Source organism: Enterococcus sp. DIV1094, from assembly GCF_017316305.2.
Lineage (GTDB): Bacteria > Bacillota > Bacilli > Lactobacillales > Enterococcaceae > Enterococcus_B > Enterococcus_B mangumiae.
In genome coordinates this window covers 2,515,907-2,533,994 of record NZ_CP147250.1, presented here as the reverse complement: position 1 = coordinate 2,533,994, position 18,088 = coordinate 2,515,907, and the positions used below count along the sequence as shown (strand labels likewise).

Here is an 18,088-nt window from a genome sequence, read left to right as displayed (position 1 = left end):
TTCTCATCCTTCCATCATTAATAGCTCTGGATCAGCTAATAAACGTTTGATGTTATTCATTGCTTGTTGTGCTGTCGCACCATCGACGATTCGGTGATCGAAACTCAATGATAATTTCATTACACGACCAACAACGATTTCACCTTCAGCATTGACGATTGGTTGTTGAGCAATTGTTCCTACCCCTAAGATTGCTACTTCTGGGTAGTTGATTACTGGTGTGAACCAGCCGCCACCAACTGAACCAATGTTACTGATCGTGATCGTACCGTTACGCATATCATCAGCAGCTAGCTTACCATCATGTGCAAGTTTCGCTTTCTCGTTGATTTCGTCTGCGATCGCAAACATGCCTTTACGGTCAGCGTCTTTCACATTCGGTACATACAAACCGTGGTCTGTATCTGTTGCAATACCGATGTTGTAATAGTTTTTATAAACGATTTCTTGTTTTGCATCATCAACTGAAGCATTCAAGATTGGGAATTTCTTCACTGTAGCAGTCAATGCTTTGACAACATAAGGCAAGAACGTTAATTTCGTGCCATTAGCAGCTGCAACTTCTTTGAATTTCTTACGGTTATCCCAAAGATTCGTTACTTCTACTTCATCATGTAATGTCACATGAGGAGCTGTTTGTTTGCTGTTGACCATTGCTTTGGCGATTGCTTTACGTGTCGGAGTCAATGCTACACGTTCTTCTAAGTCGCCTAAGTTAGATTTGAATGCTTTCGCTGGAGCTGCTTTTGTTTCTGCTGGTTTTTCAGCAGGTGCTGAAGCGCCTCCGCCTGATAAGAAGTTTTCGATATCTTCTTTTGTCACACGTCCGCCTTTTCCAGTTGCTGCAACTTGAGTGATATCTACGTCTTTTTCGCGAGCAAATTGACGAACAGATGGCATAGCTAGAACACGTTTGTTTGGATCAGCTGCTTCTGCTACGCTTGAAGAACCTGAAGTTTCAACTTTTGTTTCTGATGTTGCAGATTCAGCAGGTTTACTTGCAGGTGCACTGTTGTGTCCAGGTGCATCGATTTCAACAAGGACGTCACCAACATTCGCAACTGTACCTTCTGAAACAACGATGTTTTTGACTGTTCCTGTCACTGGTGATGGAATTTCTTCCACTGATTTATCATTTTGTACTTCTAATAACGTATCGTCTTCATTGATCGTGTCGCCGGCTTTCACAAACCACTTAACGATTTCACCTTCTGCGATACCTTCGCCGATATCAGGTAATTTGAATTGGAATACGCCGCCTTCAGAAGCTCCTGCTGATGCAGATGAACTTTCTGTTGTTGGTTCAGCAGCTGGTTTTTCAGGTGTTTGCTCAGTTGCTGCAACGCCTTCGCTACCTTCATTGTCTTCATGTCCTGGTGCATCGATTTCTACTAATACATCGCCAACATTGGCAACTGTACCTTCTGGAACAACGATGCTTTTAACTGTTCCTGTTACTGGAGATGGAATTTCTTCCACTGATTTGTCATTTTGAACTTCTAATAATGTATCGTCTTCATTGATCGTATCGCCTGGTTGAACAAACCATTTAACGATCTCACCTTCTGCGATACCTTCACCGATATCAGGTAATTTAAATTGGTAAGCCATGGGGTTTAACGTCCTTTCTTTCCTTAAAATTCTGCGATTTCTTTAACTTTTGCTTCGATGTCAGAAGCATTTGGTAACCAAATGTTTTCTGCTTGACCGAATGGGAAAACAGTATCTGGCGCAGAAACGCGTCCGATTGGAGCTTCTAATGAAAGAATCGCACGCTCAGAGATTTCAGAAATCACTTGAGTGCTTACACCTGCTTGACGTTGTGCTTCTTGAACGACAACGACACGGCCTGTTTTTTCAACAGAGTTGATGATAGTTTCCACATCTAAAGGAGCAACTGTTCTTAGGTCAACGATTTCAACAGAAATTCCTTCTTTTTCAAGATTGTCTGCGGCTTTGATTGCTTCACGAACCATTGCACCGTAAGTGATGATCGATACATCTGTTCCTTCGCGAGTCACTGCTGCTTTGTCTAATGGCACTTCATATGCTTCATCTGGCACTTCCTCACGGAATGAACGATAAAGTTTCATATGCTCCAAGAAGACAACAGGGTCATTACTTCTAATAGAAGCAATCAATAATCCTTTTGCATCATATGGGTTTGATGGAATTACTACACGGATACCAGGTGATTGAGCAATCAATCCTTCCAAGTTATCTGAGTGCAATTCTGGTGTATGGACACCACCACCAAATGGTGAACGGATCGTTACTGGAATATTTCTTGTACCACCCATACGGTATCTTGTACGAGCCATTTGTGCGACAACTTCATCCATCGCTTCAAAGATAAATCCAAAGAATTGGATTTCAGGAACGGGACGGAATCCTTCAAGTGCTAAACCGAAACCTAATCCGGCAATACCTGATTCTGCTAAAGGAGTGTCAAATACGCGATCTTCGCCGAATTTTTCTTGCAATCCTTCTGTTGCACGGAATACGCCTCCGTTTTTGCCGACATCTTCACCAAAAACGAGTACGTTTTCGTCGTTTTCAAGTTCAAGTGCTAAGGCATCTGTGATTGCTTGAATCATTGTTTTTTGTGCCATGGTTATTTCGACTCCTTCGCTTCATAGATTGCAATTTGTTCTTTGATTGTTTGTGGTGTTTCTTCGAACATATTTTTCAAGAAATCTGAAACTTTTTGTTTTGGAACTTTATCAGCTTCTGCAATCGCTGCTTTGATTTCTTCTTTTGTTTGTTCGATTACTGCTTCTTCTTTTTCTTCGCTCCATAATCCTTTTTCAGTTAGGTATTTACGGAAACGGATCAATGGATCTTTCAATTGCCATTCATCGTCAACATCTTTTTCACGGTAACGAGTTGGGTCATCACCTGATAATGTATGTGGACCATAACGGTAAGTCAATGTTTCGATCAATACTGGACCGTTACCAGATACTGCCCAGTCACGTGCCATTTTTGAAACAGTGTACACAGCTAATGGGTCCATACCATCCACTTGGATACCAGGGATTCCAGCTGCTACTGCTTTTTGCGCTAATGTTTTAGCTGCTGTTTGTTTTTCACGAGGTGTTGAGATCGCAAATCCGTTGTTTTGGATGTAGAAGACTGCATTCGCATGGTAAGCACCAGCAAAGTTGATTGCTTCATAGAAATCACCTTGAGAAGAACCGCCATCACCTGTATAAGTGAAGACAACATTTTTCTTGTTACGTTTTTTAAGTCCTAATGCAACACCTGCTGCTTGGACGTATTGAGCACCGATAATGATTTGTGGTGGTAGAGCTTTCAATTCTTCTGGATAGAAGTTCCCAGCTGCATGTCCACGAGACCATAAAAATGCTTGAGATAAAGGTAAGCCGTGTTTGATCAATTGTGGAACATCACGGTAACCTGGTAATAGTACATCTTCTTTATCAAATGCGAAGGCACTAGCTAATTGACTTGCTTCTTGACCGGCTGTTGGCGCAAAGAATCCTAAGCGTCCTTGACGGTTCAATGCTGTAGAACGTTGATCCAATACACGAGACCAAACCATGCTAGTCATCAATTCTACTAACTCTTCATCTGTTAAATCTGGAACAAGATCAGGGTTAACTACTTTCCCATCTTGATCAAGTGCTTGGTATACCGGAAAATCTGAATTGACTTCTTCAAGCAACGCTTGGAAGTCGATAGGTGTTTTCTTGTTTGCCATTTATCACACATTCCTCTCTCATCTATAAGAAACTCTCTTCATTCCGCGTTGAAACAGTGACGATATCTGTATCACTATTTCTCCGGCTTCACTAATAAATTATCATGTATTCCTCCGAAATACAAGCTTTAAGCACAAATTTTCACCATTTAAAAAAATTATAACAATCGCTATCTCTGTTGAAATAGTGAAGGCAATCACAATGTAGTAAGCGGTTTACATTTTTCCTAAAAGAACAAAGAGATGATCTTCCACTATTATAACAACCGTTTCATTTCTGCATCCTAGTTGTTACAACCTTTTAACAACCACTGTATTAATTTTTTACATAATAGTGAGTGATTACACAAATCACCTACTTTAATTTTATCCTTATTAAGGGCTTTTTTACAAACAATAAGCCTGTACAACAGCACATTTCTTTTGATTTATAAGCAATTCGTCCATTTTTAGAGAAATTTTTTCACAAAACAAAAACGAAAAGAAAAAATAACTAAAGTTACCTCTTCTTTTCGTTCTGTCGGCGTATTCTAATGTCCTTCTTCCTCCAACCAGCGACGGAGTTTATCCATTTGTGCAATGAACAACGGAAGATGTTGCCTTTCTAAACGACTATAGTTGATCCTTAACCCCTTTTCTTCACCAAAAAGATAACCTGGAGCTACACCTACCCCCTCACGCAACAATCTTTCTGCTAATGCCTTAGTCATTTTTCCACCGTTCCAAGTCAACCATGCGTAGTAACCTCCCGAAAGAGGCGCTAATTGAAAGAAATCTTGGGAATCGATCCATTCCCGTATAAGTTGGCTGTTCGTTTCTAATCTTTGACGAAGACTTGTCATATTCTGTTCAAACGAAGAATCAAAAACCGCAGTGGCGGCCATTTGTGTAAAGATACTCAAAGAAACGTCCATCATTTTCTGCGCTTCAGATAATCGTTGGATAAGAATAGCTGGACCGACGATCCAGCCGATTTTTGTTGTTTCCCCTAGAAGCCGAGATAGCGAACCTACATATAAAACATTCTCTGGATCAATAGCATGGATCGGAGAGATAGCCGCTTGTGTTTCAGGAGAAAATGCTAAATCAAAAAACACGTCATCTTCAATGATCGGTAGTTTATATTTGCGGCAAAGCGCGACCAAATGTTGGCGCCTTTCAGCAGACATCACTGTACCTGTTGGATTTTGAAAGTTAGGGTTAACCAAGACCGCTTTGATTTTATGTTTGAGAATGGCTTCTTCTAAACGATCTAAATCAATCCCATGCTCATCCATCGGAATACCAAATAACCTTGTACCTAAGGCTTTGAACAAAGGTAAACCGTAAAAAAAGGTGGGTGATTCGACAGCAATTGCATCTCCTACTGACAAAATCGTCTGTAAAATAAGAAAAATCGCTTGTTGCCCTCCGCCAGTGACTAGCAGTTGACTTTTTTTAAACGAAAATCCGTTAGTTTTCACCAATCGTTCTCTGATTTGCGCCATCAATGGTTGATAGCCAAACACCGAAACGGCTTGTTCTTCTTTTATGATACCTTCTAATGTATAATTGGGCATTTCGACATTTGGAAGTACATCAACTGGCATCTCGCTTGAGTAGAGATCTAAAAAATCAGATTTTCGACTTGCCTCTTTGACCTTTTCTCCATAAGTATCGACTATTTTTCCATACCGAGCTGAAATCAGCTGTCGCCAATCGATCCTTGGTTCTGAAAAATCGCCCCACGTCAAAGAACTAATAAACCGCCCACTCCCTCGGCGACTTTCCAAGATACCTAATCCCTTCAACTCATCTAACGCATGAACGACTGTCGTACGATTCACGCCAAAAAAATCAGCAAATAATCGTTCAGAAGGCAACTTATCCCCTGGCTGCAATTGACCACTTTCGATTTTCTTTACGATCTGGTCCATGACCTGTTGGTAGGCAGACCCTTTATTTTTGTTTACTTTCGTCCACATATTTATTCTCCAATAATTTACTTTCTACTATTGTAGCTTAGTTTCAAAAGAAATAAAAATATCAAAAAAAAGATTGGTAAGATTTCTCCTACCAATCCTTTTCTTTTGAATTAAATCGTATCTCCATTAAAAATCGAGTTTTTAACGATCACGTAATCAACTTTTCGAATCGATTCTAAATCGCGTCCACCAGCATATGAAATGGAAGATTGTAAATCTTGTTGCATTTCGACTAACGTATCTTTCAATGATCCTTTATGTTGGATCCAGATTTTCTTACCTTCGACGTTTTTCTTCTCGCCTTTTTGGAATTCAGAAGCAGAGCCGAAGTATTCTTTATAGACAACTCCGTTTTCTACTTTTGTTTCTCCCGGTGATTCTTCATGTCCAGCAAATAATGAGCCGATCATCACCATCGTTGCACCAAAACGAACAGATTTCGCCACGTCTCCAGGTGTGCGGATCCCGCCATCTGCAATGATTGGTTTACGTGCTGCTTTTGCACACCATCTTAACGCTGCTAGTTGCCAGCCACCAGTACCAAAACCAGTTTTGATTTTTGTGATACACACTTTTCCTGGGCCAATCCCCACTTTAGTTGCATCTGCGCCGGCATTTTCTAGTTCGCGAACCGCTTCTGGTGTCCCTACATTCCCAGCAATCACAAATGTATCCGGTAAATGCTTTTTGATATGTTGGATCATCGCAATCACAGCATTCGAGTGTCCATGAGCAATATCGATTGTTATATAATCAGGCACAAGAGATTTTGCTGCTAATTCTTCTACAAAGGCATACTCGTCTTTCTTCACACCAACACTGATAGAAGAGATCAAGTTTTTTTCTTTCATTTTTTCGATAAACGGGATTCGTGTTTCTTCTTCAAAACGATGCATGATATAGAAATAACCATTTTCAGCTAAAAATTCCGCAATCGTTTCATCAATGATCGTTTGCATATTAGCTGGTACAACAGGCATCTTAAATGTATGTGAACCTAATTTCACTGTAGTATCACATTCTGAACGGCTGTTTACGATACATTTATTAGGAATTAGTTGAATATCTTCGTAATCAAATACTTTCATCATATCTTCCTCTCGGGATTATATTCGTCAAAACACGAACATTACCTTCTTTTTTCGTGCTTATTTTTAGCACCTCATGTAATTTAACGTAAATCAAATAAAAAATCAAGCTTTTTATAATAAAAAAACTGTATTTTATCATTAATTAACTTTTCGTTAAAAAAAGCAAACATTTTTAAAAATGTTCGCTTTTTCGTATTAATCTTTGCTTGTTCGTTTGATTCGTCACAATCCCTATCAACGATCACTTTTTTGTTTACTATCATTTGGCTTACGAGTTTTATCTTGATTAATAATTCCCAACCGTCTGTTTTGCATCGTTTTTGCTTGGTCTTTCGCAGCATTAGTCCGATCTGCAAAAGAACCACCAGTTTGCAAGTCTCGCCGAATTTGAATATTATTTTTAGTATCTAATCGTCTATGTACATTGACCGCTCGCTCAACTTCTGCTCCTTGACTCCTTATATAATCAATGGCTCCTAACACTTTAGGCGTATAGTGGTTTCTATGCACTTTTGTTAGAGTTGCAAGCGCATCTCCACGCTTATAATTCAACTCTTTTAAGGTCTTACTACCCTCAACATACTCCTTACTGCTATTGATTTTTTCTCTAGTTTCAAAGAGCTGTTCGTCTTTTTTATGTAAATGAATCAACGCAGCACCGTAACTCAACATACTTGAATGTAATGATTCGACCGAATCGAGCACTGGTCTAGTAATATTATCGATTGAATGATGAGATTCCAACCCTGTTATGAAGTCCGTTCGAAAATCGGGATTTTGTATATCTTTCTGACTCTTTAACACTTGTTTCGTTAATCCTTCTAATTCATTTTTCCATTCATGCACTTCTTTATGTAGCACTTTCAGTTCAGCTGTCAAACGATCTTTACGAACTTGGAGCGTCTTTTTGCTTAAATCCAAGTCAACCTTTTCTGGAATTTTCGCTTCTCCATGAGTGAAAGTGAAACCCGGGCTATGGAAAGAACTGACTTTTTCAATCAATCCATGGAATACCTTCGGATAGAAAGTCTCATTCCGTTTCTCAAGCAGATTGATTGCTGAATTTTCTTGATACCCCATTTTTTTAAACGCCTTACTCGGTTGCTGTATACCTGCATGTAATTTTAAGCGAATACCTTTGATATGCTTCTCTATTTTCTCCATTTTCATGGCATTAACAACCCATTTATCTACCTTAGCATCATAGGAATTGATTGCATCAACGAGTGCTCTTGCTTGTCTTTCATTTTTAGGATATCTATTTAATAAATTATTTTGTTCTTTGATGATCTCTTTATAAAGCTTTTGTTGTGTTTTATGTATTGCACTAAAATCGCTATATAAGTGTTTTCTCTCATTTTGCAATAAATTTCTTAGGTTTTTGTCCATTGATTCTCCTCTTTTCTTCGATGCGACTCATCGTTTTTTTCTTTTTATAAAACCGACTCTCTTGCTCATCCAAAAACAGAGAGTCGGTCAATGATATCTTTTGTTTTATGGCAAAATGTTGCCAGCTGCGCGGTATAGTGCATACCAATCTTCTCTAGTCATATCGATCGTTGATGCTTTAGCGATTTCTTCAATTCGCTTAAGATTCATCGTTCCAGCAATGACTTGCATATTAGCTGGATGACGTAAGATCCAAGCAGAAGCTAAACCAGTTGGTGTTGTCTGATATTTTTCTGCCAGTTCTTCTAACGACTGATTTAATTCAGGGAATTTCTCGTTGCCGATAAACACTCCCTCAAAGAAACCATATTGATATGGCGACCACGCTTGGATCGTCATGTCATGTAAACGTGAGTAATCTAAGATACTGCCATCATGGTCCACACTTGCTTCATCAGTCATATTCACATGGATTCCTTGATCGATCATTTCTGAGTGTTTAAGACCAAACTGCAATTGATTCGCCAACAACGGTTGACGGACATATTTTTTCAACAATTCGATTTGCATCGGTTTTTGATTGCTCACACCGAAGAAACGAACTTTCCCAGATTGCTCCAGTTCATCAAAAGCCGCAGCCACTTCTTCTGGTTCAACCAATGTATCTGGACGGTGAAGTAATAATGCGTCGACATACTCCATGTTCAATCGACGAAGACTATCTTCCACGGATTGAATGATATGTTTTTTTGAAAAATCAAACATCACTCCTGGGACGATCCCGCACTTTGTTTGGATAAATAATTCATCACGTTTTAGCGAAGTTTTTGCTAACGCTTGAGCAAAAATCGTTTCACAGTCCCCACCACCGTAAATATCCGCATGGTCAAAAAAGTTGATGCCATTTTCAAAAGCTGTTTCAATCACTTTCTCAGGTTGTTCAGAACCATTCAAACGCATACAGCCTAAAATGACGGAGGATACGAGCTGGTCAGAAGCCCCTAAACGAATCTTTTTCATCAAATCTCATCCTTTCTTACCACCTCGATTTTACCATAACCACCATGAAAAGGCTTCAAAAAAAATAAAACTATTTTTCCTTTTCAGCAAAAAATAGTTTTATCTTTTTACACAGCTTTTACTTTGGCATCAAGGATTTAGAGCCGATGTCCGTCCGATAGAAAGTATGGTCAGTATTCTTGACTTTTAAAACAGAGTATATTTTTTCTTGCGCTTCTTCGATGGTTTGACCACTTGCTTCTACCAGATAGATACGCCCTCCTGAGCTTACCAGATCTCCTGATTCTTCCTCGACCCCAGCATAATAGACTGAAACTTCTGTGTCAGATGAAAAATCTGGGAGTAACGTACCTTTTTGATAAGTTCCTGGATAACCTTCTGCCGCCACCACCACACCTAGGCGACATCCTTCAGTTTCCCAGGTCAACTCGATCGGTTTGTCTGATAACAGACGATCAATAATTTCTGCTAAATCACTTTTCAGGCGAGGCAAGACAACTTGCGTTTCCGGATCACCAAAACGAGCATTGAACTCGATCACTTTCGGACCATCAGTCGTAGCAATCAAACCAGCATATAAAATACCTGTAAATGAGCGTCCTAACTCTTTCATGCCTTGTGCTGCTGGTTTCAACACTTCTTCGATCGCCTGATCGACCACTGATTGAGGAATTTGCGGTACAGGTGTATACGCGCCCATTCCACCAGTATTTGGCCCTTTATCTTCATTATAAGCTCGTTTATGATCTTGCGAGATCACCATTGGATAAACCTCTGTGTCGCGAACAAAAGCAAGTAAAGAAAATTCTTCGCCAGACAAAAATTCTTCTACGACGATTCGCTGCCCACTCGCACCAAATCGATCATTTTCTAACATCTCTGAAGCGGCGTTGACTGCGTCTTCAAGTGTTTCTGCCACAACGACCCCTTTACCAGCAGCTAATCCATCTGCTTTGATGACGATTGGCGCACCTTTTGCTTCAATGTAGGTTCTCGCTTCACTAAAACTTGTAAAAGTTTGTGAATCTGCGGTGGGAATTCCTTGACGTGCCATCAGTTCTTTAGCAAAACTCTTTGAACCTTCGATCAATGCCGCTGATTTCGTTGGACCAAAAATAGCTAGTCCAGCTGCTTGGAAATCATCAACGATCCCATTAAGTAAGGGAACCTCTGGACCTACGAACGTCCATGCGATGCCTTCAGTTTGAGCGAATCCAATCAGTTTTTCATGATCTGTTTCCGCAAGATCCACTAGTCTGATCCCGTCTTTTTTCATCCCCGGATTTCCAGGGGCACAATATACCGCTTCGACCAACGGGCTAGCTGCAAGTTTCTTACTGACTGCATGTTCCCGTCCGCCGGAGCCAATAACTAAACATTTCATTTTATTCGCTCCCTCTTAGTGTCTAAAATGGCGTACGCCAGTAAATACCATCGCAATGCCATGTTTATTTGCCATGTCGATCGACGCTTGATCTTTGATACTTCCACCAGGTTGGATGATCGCTTTGATACCATGCTTCGCAGCGTATTCGACAGAGTCATCCATTGGGAAATACGCATCACTTGCTAAAGCTGCGGTTTCTGCTTTTTCCCCTGCCTGTTCGATCGCAAGCTTGACTGAACCGACACGATTCATTTGACCTGCGCCAATACCAAGAGTTTGCTGCTGATTGGCTACAACGATAGCATTAGATTTAACGTGTTTTACCGCTTTCCATGCAAAAGCCATCGCAGCTTCTTCCTCTTTCGTAGGTTGGCGATCAGTTACGACAGTCCAACTTTCTGGTTCTTCCATTGCAACATCATCTTGTTGGATCAATAAACCACCAAGGACTGATACCATTTCATTGGCACTTTCCGCCACATTTGCGAAATCAACTTGTAACAAGCGGAGATTTTTCTTGGTTTTCAAAACAGCAAGTGCTTCTTCACTAAAACTAGGAGCGATGATGATTTCCAAAAACAATTGAGTCATTGCTTGGGCAGTAGCCAAATCGACTTCACGATTCAACACGATGATCCCGCCAAAGATCGATACTGGATCAGCAGCATAAGCAGCTTCCCAAGCTGAGAAGATCGTCTCCCCGCTTCCGATGCCACATGGATTCATGTGTTTCAATGCAACGACTGTCGGTTCTGTAAATTCTCTCATGATACGTAAAGCAGCATCTGCATCGCGAATATTATTGAAAGAAAGTTCTTTCCCGTGCAATTGTTCTGCACGTGCAATTGAGTATTCCACTGGTAAAGCAGACTGATAAAACGCAGCTTCTTGATGACTATTTTCGCCATAGCGTAGATCTTGTTTGCGCGTATAAGTAAGTGTTAGGTTTTCAGGCTCTTTTTCGCCCACAGCATCAGTCAAATATTGACCGATCAACGCATCATAAGCAGCTGTATGTCGGAAAACTTTAGCCGCTAATTTTCTGCGTGTTTCAAGGGTCGTTTGACCGTCTTTTTTGATTTCTGCCAAAACAACCTCATAATCGAATGGGTCAACGACGGCTGTCACAAAGGCATGGTTCTTGGCTGCACTGCGCAGCATACTTGGACCACCGATATCAATATTTTCAATCGCGTCCGCTTCAGTCGTTTCCGGTTTTAGGATCGTATCTTTGAATGGATAGAGATTGACGCAGACAACATCGATTGGTTGGATCGCTTCTTCTTCCATCGCTGCCATATGACTCTCGATGTCTCGTCGCCCTAACAATCCTCCGTGGATCTTAGGATGTAACGTTTTTACTCGGCCATCCATCATCTCAGGAAAGCCAGTCACTTCATCGATGGAGATCGTATCGATCCCTGCTTCATCTAATACTGTTTTCGTCCCACCTGTAGAGATGATCTCGATACCCGCAGCACGTAATCCTTTCGCAAACTCAACGATCCCAGTTTTATCTGAAACACTTATTAACGCTCTTGTCATTATTTTACATCTCCCATATTTACTAAATTTGCGATCACTTCTGGAAAGATTCGATGTTCGATCTGATGGATTTTTTCTTCTAATGTGGCTAATGTATCCTCTTTTTCGATCGTCACTTTTTCTTGACGGATGATTGGGCCTGTATCGACACCACGATCGATATAATGAACGGTTACACCTGTTTCATCTACTCCTGCCTCAAAAGCATCCCTAATCCCATGCAAACCAGGAAAATCCGGTAATAACGAGGGATGGATATTGATCATTTTATTTTCATAAACCGCGAGCAAGTCTTCACCAACGATGCGCATGTAGCCAGCCAACACGATCAAATCGATTCCTCGATTGTCCAACTCTTCAAGGATCGCTTGTTCATACTCCGACTTTGATGCAAACTCTTTTGGTGAAAAACTAGTAAAAGCAGTCCCGGTTTTTTTAGCACGTTGCAAGACATACGCCTCTGGCTGATCACAGAATAACCAGTCGATCGTCGCAGAAAGTTGATTCTTTTTGAAATAATCGACTAATGCTTGGAAGTTACTGCCATTTCCAGAAGCAAATACGGCAATCTTCATTTTTTTCCCTCTTCGATCACTACTTTTTGGTCAACAAACGGTACCACTTGACCGATTTGGTACACTTTTTCGCCAGACTCACGGATCTTCTCGATGATCCCAGCCGCATCTTCTGGCGCCACAGCAATGACCATGCCGATCCCCATGTTAAAGATTTCATACATTTCATGGGCAGGGATCTCACCATATTTCTGTAGCGCATCAAAAATCGGTAAAACCGGCCACGTGCCTTGTTTGATGCTTGCAGCCATATTTTCTGGTAACATCCGAGGAATATTTTCGATAAACCCGCCACCTGTAATATGCGCAGTCCCTTTGATCTTTTCTTCTTTGACTAATGGCAATAAGGTTGAAACATAGATTTTCGTCGGTTCGAGCAATACATCTGCTAACGGAGCATCCAACCCTTCGATTGTTTCCTCCAACGAAAATCCTTGTTGTTCTAAAAAGATTTTGCGAACTAAAGAGTAGCCATTTGAATGAATACCGCTTGAAGGCAACCCTAATAAGATATCTCCTGCGGCGATCGTTTCACCAGTGATCAATTGCTTTTTCTCTGCGATTCCTACCGCAAAACCAGCTAAATCATAATCGTCTCCTTGATACATGCCAGGCATTTCTGCTGTTTCTCCACCGATCAATGCCATATTGGCTGATACACAACCAGTTGCCACACCAGCGACGACTTTTTCTAACCGTTCCGGATCATTTTTTCCTGTTGCTAGATAATCTAAAAAGTATAAAGGTTCTGCTCCTTGCGCCAAAATATCATTGACGCACATCGCTACACAATCGATACCGATCGTTTCATGACGATCTGCGGCGATAGCTACCGCTAACTTAGTACCTACACCATCTGTCCCAGAAACTAAGACCGGTTCTTTTAACTTGTACGTGCTAAGGTCAAAACAGCCACCGAATCCGCCCAGCGAACCCATCACACCGATTCTTTCTGTTTTCTTCACATGTTTTTTGATGCGATCCACGACTTCGTAGCCCGCTTCTACGTCCACGCCTGCTTTTGCATACGCATTGCCCATTTGATTACTTGCTCCCTTCATTTGCTCCACCTAAAAAAATGATACTTTTTCTTTTAAAGATTCTTGGTATTTCTCTTCATAGTCATACAGCGGTGTTGGATAATCGCCGTTGAAATAAGCCATACATAGCCCTGAATAGGGTGCATCTTTTTGCAACCCGATGGCGTCGATCAATCCTTCTTCACTTAAGAAATCCAACGAATCAGCGCCGATACATTCTCTGATCTCTTCGATCGAATGATTCGCTGCAATCAGTTCTTTTCTCGTTTGGATATCAATGCCATAAAAGCAAGGATACTTTAATGGCGGAGAAGCAATACGTACATGGACTTCTTTTGCGCCAGCTTCTTTTAATAAATTCACGATTCTTCGACTCGTCGTGCCACGAACGATCGAATCATCGACCATAATGATTTTTTTGCCTTCAACAACACCACGAACCGCAGAAAGCTTCATTCGAACACCTTGCTCTCTTAATTCTGGCGTTGGTTGGATGAACGTACGAGCCACGTATTGATTTTTCACCAATCCGATTTCATAAGGAATCCCGCTTGCTTCAGCATAGCCACTTGCCGCAGACAAAGAAGAATTTGGCACACCAACCACCATGTCTGCATCGATTGGTGCTTCGGCTGCTAAACGTCTCCCCATATTTTTACGTGCCGTATGAACATTGATCCCCGCAATATCAGAGTCAGGACGGGCAAAATAAATATATTCCATTGAACAGATCGCCAATTGCGTTTCAGTTGTGTATTGTTCGATCGTATACCCTTCATCATTGATGATCACGATTTCTCCAGGTAAGACATCACGTACGAAACGCGCGCCGATTCCTTCTAACGCACACGTTTCAGAAGTAATGACATACGCCCCATTTTTCATCTGACCAATGGCTAATGGGCGGAAACCATTTGGATCCAAGGCCGCAACCATTGAGTCCTCTGTTAATAAAAGGTAGGCAAATCCTCCTTTTACCTCAGCCAACGCTTCTTTCAGTCGGTCTAAAAATGTCTCTTCGTTACTGCGACGGATCAAATGCATCAGAATCTCTGTGTCTGAGTTTGAATGAAAGATAGCGCCATCTTTTTCTAAAGACGTGCGCAACGAGCGCGCATTCGTCAGATTCCCATTATGAGCCAATCCGATCGATTGATCATAAAACTTGAACAAGAAAGGTTGGATATTATCCACGCTGCCATTGCCAGCGGTGGCATAACGAACGTGACCGATCGCTGCCTGTCCCGATAATGCAGCTAGTTTTCGTGGATCTTTGAAAACTTCTGAAAGCAATCCAAGATCACGGTGACCATATAACTTCCCTTCATCATTCGATACGATACCAGCGCCTTCTTGTCCCCGATGTTGCAAACTATGCAAACCAAAATAAGTGACGTTGGCAGCTTGGGGATGTCCCCAAACGCCAAACACTCCACATTCTTCATTGATACTTCTTACTTCATAAGACATTCGATTGCTTCCTCCCAAGACTGTTTCGCAGAAGCGACTGGCAAGTCAATGCTTCCATCACTCGCTTGTACCACTAATTGTTCCTGTTCAGTCACGTGACCAAGGAGCGTCACACGATTACCAGCTAACTTTTCAAATGCTTGTTGATTTTCTTTTGTCACGGATACGACAAAACGTGATTGTGTTTCAGAAAACAGGTGAGCGACTGGCAAATCAACTGTTGTCGATACACCCAATCCATTGGTGAATGCTGATTCAGCGATAGCCACCGCTAAGCCGCCTTCTGCACAGTCATGCGCACTTTGGATCAATCCCGCTTTGATTGCTTCCAATACTAAGTTTTGATTTTCTTTTTCGTTCGTTAGATCAAAATGTTCGACCATTCCTTCGATTCGACCAAGTTGCATCTTTTGCAATTCGCTCCCATTAAAGTCCGCAAACGTCTGACCGATCACGTAGATCAAATCGCCCGCTTGTTTGAATCCTTGGGTCGTGATATGTTCATGCGCTTCGATCAATCCGACCATCCCGATCATCGGTGTAGGATAGATCGCTTGTCCGTCTGTTTCGTTATATAAAGAAACATTCCCTGAGATCACAGGTGTTTCCAACATGTCACATGCTTTGGCGATCCCGTCAGCTGAATAAGCTAACTCCCAGAAGACTTCTGGTTTGTCCGGTGAGCCATAATTCAAACAGTCAGTGATCGCTAATGGTTGACCACCACTAGCTACGATATTGCGTGCTGCTTCTGCAACTGCGATCTGGCCACCAACTTCTGGATCAAGGTAAATATAGCGAGCATTACAATCTGTCGTCATCGCTAACGCTTTTTTCGTGCCACGAATCCGCAAGACTGCCGCATCACTACCAGGAGCCACGACTGTATTCGTCTGCACACGAGAATCATAGGTTTCATAAATCGAACGCTTAGACGCAATCGTTGGTTGTTTCAGCAAAGCTGTCAACGTTTCGTTCGGATCAGAAATCACTGGTTGGTATTGGCCTAATTCACGGAATTTCGCCATCCGTTCAGGTTCAACCATTTCTTTATGATACACAGGCGCATCTTCTGCCAAGGCATCGACAGGAAGATTTGCTACTTCTTTTCCATGATGATACAAACGGTATTGACCGTCATCCGTCACTTTTCCGATCGTTACTGCATCTAAGTCGTATTTTTGGAATAGTTCTTGGACACGCGCTTCTGCACCTGCCTTCACACAGATCAACATCCGTTCTTGTGATTCAGACAACATCATTTCATAAGGTGTCATGTGCGATTCACGTTGCGGCACATCATCTAAGGTCAAGATCAAGCCAGATCCAGCTTTTGAAGCCATTTCTGAACTAGAGGAAACAAGACCTGCCGCTCCCATATCTTGGATACCTACTAGAATGTCTGAGTGCTCCAAAATCAATTCCAAACAAGCTTCTAACAATAATTTCTCCATAAACGGATCGCCTACTTGGACTGCTGAACGTTGTTGTTCTTCTTCTTGGCTAAACTCTTCAGAGGCAAACGTCGCACCGTGGATACCGTCACGACCTGTTTTAGCGCCCACATACATAATCGAGTTGCCCACACCTGATGCTTGACCTTTTTGGATATCTTTATGGTCGATCAAACCAACACACATCGCATTCACTAATGGGTTGCCTTCATAACAAGGATCGAAGGCGATCTCGCCGCCAACCGTCGGTACACCGATACAATTGCCGTAGCCACCGATACCCGCAACGACTTCTTCTAAAAGATATTTGGTGCGAGGATTATCTAATTCACCAAAACGCAAAGAATCAAGTAAAGCGATCGGACGTGCGCCCATGCTGAAAATATCGCGAATAATGCCACCAACACCAGTCGCAGCCCCTTCATAGGGTTCAACTGCTGAAGGATGATTATGACTTTCTGCTTTAAAAACTACTGCTTGACCATCGCCAATATCGACGATCCCCGCACCTTCACCTGGGCCTTGCAACACCTTTGGCCCACTCGTAGGGAATTTCTTTAGGATCGGTTTTGAATTTTTGTAAGAACAATGTTCACTCCACATCACTGAGAACAAACCAGTCTCCGTATAGTTAGGCATTCTACCTAAAATATCTTCTTCGATCATACGGTATTCCTCATCCGTCAATCCCCATTGCGTATAAATCTTTTGTTCTTTGATTTCTAATGCAGTTGGTTCGATCATTGTTTTCATTTATGCAGTCACCTTTCCGAAATTCTTCAATAGGGAAACAAAGAAACGTTTGCCATCTTCTGAGCCTAGCAATGCTTCCACCGCTCGTTCTGGATGAGGCATCATCCCTAGCACATTTCCCGCTTTATTTGTGATTCCCGCAATGTTCGCTACACTGCCGTTAATATTTTCTCCCTCGTATGTAAACACGATTTGGTTGTTGTCGATCAGTTCTTGAAGTGTCTCTTCATCACAAAAATAATTGCCTTCTCCATGTGCTACTGGCAACTCAATGACTTCATTTTCGTCATATTCTGAAGTGAACATGGATTGGTTGTTGACTTTCAGTGCCGCTGATTTACAAATGAAGCGCAGTGAGTCGTTTCTTCTTAGGACGCCTGGTAATAATCCTGCTTCCGTCAATACTTGAAAGCCATTACATGTACCGAAAACAGGTTTACCTTCTTCCGCAAAACGGATCACTTCATCCATGATTGCAGAAAAACGAGCAATCGCCCCACTACGTAAGTAATCGCCGTAAGAAAAGCCACCAGGGATCAACACCCCATCATAGCCCTCAAGAGAAGTTTCATCATAACGAACATAGTCCGCCTCTGCGCCCATCACATCACGGATCGCCCAAAGTAAATCAGCATCACAATTTGATCCAGGAAAAACAATCACGGCAAATTTCATG

At 41.7% G+C, this 18,088-nt stretch carries 14 protein-coding genes; all 14 read right to left on the bottom strand.

Annotation, left to right across the window (positions count from 1 at the left end):
* Positions 1–3 precede the first annotated feature (3 nt).
* The gene (locus tag DOK79_RS12090) at positions 4–1,611 is read right to left on the bottom strand and encodes a dihydrolipoyllysine-residue acetyltransferase (RefSeq protein ID WP_206857914.1); all 1,608 of its coding nucleotides are present in this window, start codon (positions 1,609–1,611) and stop codon (positions 4–6) included.
* Positions 1,612–1,634: 23 nt separating this feature from the next.
* On the bottom strand, positions 1,635–2,612 hold the full coding sequence (locus tag DOK79_RS12085; RefSeq protein ID WP_206857917.1) for an alpha-ketoacid dehydrogenase subunit beta: 978 nt from the start codon (positions 2,610–2,612) through the stop codon (positions 1,635–1,637).
* Between the two features lie 2 nt (positions 2,613–2,614).
* On the bottom strand, positions 2,615–3,724 hold the full coding sequence (gene pdhA, locus DOK79_RS12080) for a pyruvate dehydrogenase (acetyl-transferring) E1 component subunit alpha (protein ID WP_010735671.1): 1,110 nt from the start codon (positions 3,722–3,724) through the stop codon (positions 2,615–2,617).
* 530 nt (positions 3,725–4,254) lie between these two features.
* Positions 4,255–5,688 carry a PLP-dependent aminotransferase family protein gene (locus tag DOK79_RS12075; protein WP_206857919.1) on the bottom strand — a complete coding sequence of 478 codons (1,434 nt, stop codon included), beginning with the start codon at positions 5,686–5,688 and terminating at the stop codon, positions 4,255–4,257.
* Positions 5,689–5,798: 110 nt separating this feature from the next.
* The gene (guaC, locus tag DOK79_RS12070) at positions 5,799–6,776 is read right to left on the bottom strand and encodes a GMP reductase (protein ID WP_206857920.1); all 978 of its coding nucleotides are present in this window, start codon (positions 6,774–6,776) and stop codon (positions 5,799–5,801) included.
* Positions 6,777–7,013: 237 nt separating this feature from the next.
* The gene (locus DOK79_RS12065) at positions 7,014–8,168 is read right to left on the bottom strand and encodes a hypothetical protein (RefSeq protein ID WP_206857922.1); all 1,155 of its coding nucleotides are present in this window, start codon (positions 8,166–8,168) and stop codon (positions 7,014–7,016) included.
* A gap of 105 nt (positions 8,169–8,273) precedes the next feature.
* Entirely contained in the window at positions 8,274–9,188 is a 915-nt protein-coding gene (locus DOK79_RS12060; RefSeq protein ID WP_206857923.1) for an aldo/keto reductase, read from the bottom strand.
* A gap of 118 nt (positions 9,189–9,306) precedes the next feature.
* Entirely contained in the window at positions 9,307–10,572 is a 1,266-nt protein-coding gene (gene purD, locus DOK79_RS12055; RefSeq protein ID WP_206857924.1) for a phosphoribosylamine--glycine ligase, read from the bottom strand.
* A 15-nt stretch (positions 10,573–10,587) separates the two neighbouring features.
* Positions 10,588–12,120 carry a bifunctional phosphoribosylaminoimidazolecarboxamide formyltransferase/IMP cyclohydrolase gene (gene purH / locus DOK79_RS12050; protein WP_206857925.1) on the bottom strand — a complete coding sequence of 511 codons (1,533 nt, stop codon included), beginning with the start codon at positions 12,118–12,120 and terminating at the stop codon, positions 10,588–10,590.
* Positions 12,120–12,695 carry a phosphoribosylglycinamide formyltransferase gene (purN, locus tag DOK79_RS12045; protein ID WP_206857927.1) on the bottom strand — a complete coding sequence of 192 codons (576 nt, stop codon included), beginning with the start codon at positions 12,693–12,695 and terminating at the stop codon, positions 12,120–12,122. Before purN ends, purH begins: the two co-directional genes overlap by 1 nt.
* Positions 12,692–13,735 carry a phosphoribosylformylglycinamidine cyclo-ligase gene (gene purM, locus DOK79_RS12040; protein ID WP_206858017.1) on the bottom strand — a complete coding sequence of 348 codons (1,044 nt, stop codon included), beginning with the start codon at positions 13,733–13,735 and terminating at the stop codon, positions 12,692–12,694. The genes purN and purM overlap by 4 nt, the downstream gene beginning before the upstream one ends.
* 30 nt (positions 13,736–13,765) lie before the next feature.
* The gene (purF, locus tag DOK79_RS12035; protein ID WP_206857929.1) at positions 13,766–15,205 is read right to left on the bottom strand and encodes an amidophosphoribosyltransferase; all 1,440 of its coding nucleotides are present in this window, start codon (positions 15,203–15,205) and stop codon (positions 13,766–13,768) included.
* A complete protein-coding gene (purL, locus tag DOK79_RS12030; RefSeq protein ID WP_206857931.1) occupies positions 15,190–17,412 on the bottom strand; it encodes a phosphoribosylformylglycinamidine synthase subunit PurL in 2,223 nt (740 codons plus the stop codon). Before purL ends, purF begins: the two co-directional genes overlap by 16 nt.
* Positions 17,413–18,087: a phosphoribosylformylglycinamidine synthase subunit PurQ gene (gene purQ / locus DOK79_RS12025; protein WP_206857933.1), complete on the bottom strand. Its 675-nt coding sequence runs from the start codon at positions 18,085–18,087 to the stop codon at positions 17,413–17,415.
* Between the last annotated feature and the right edge of the window lies 1 nt (position 18,088).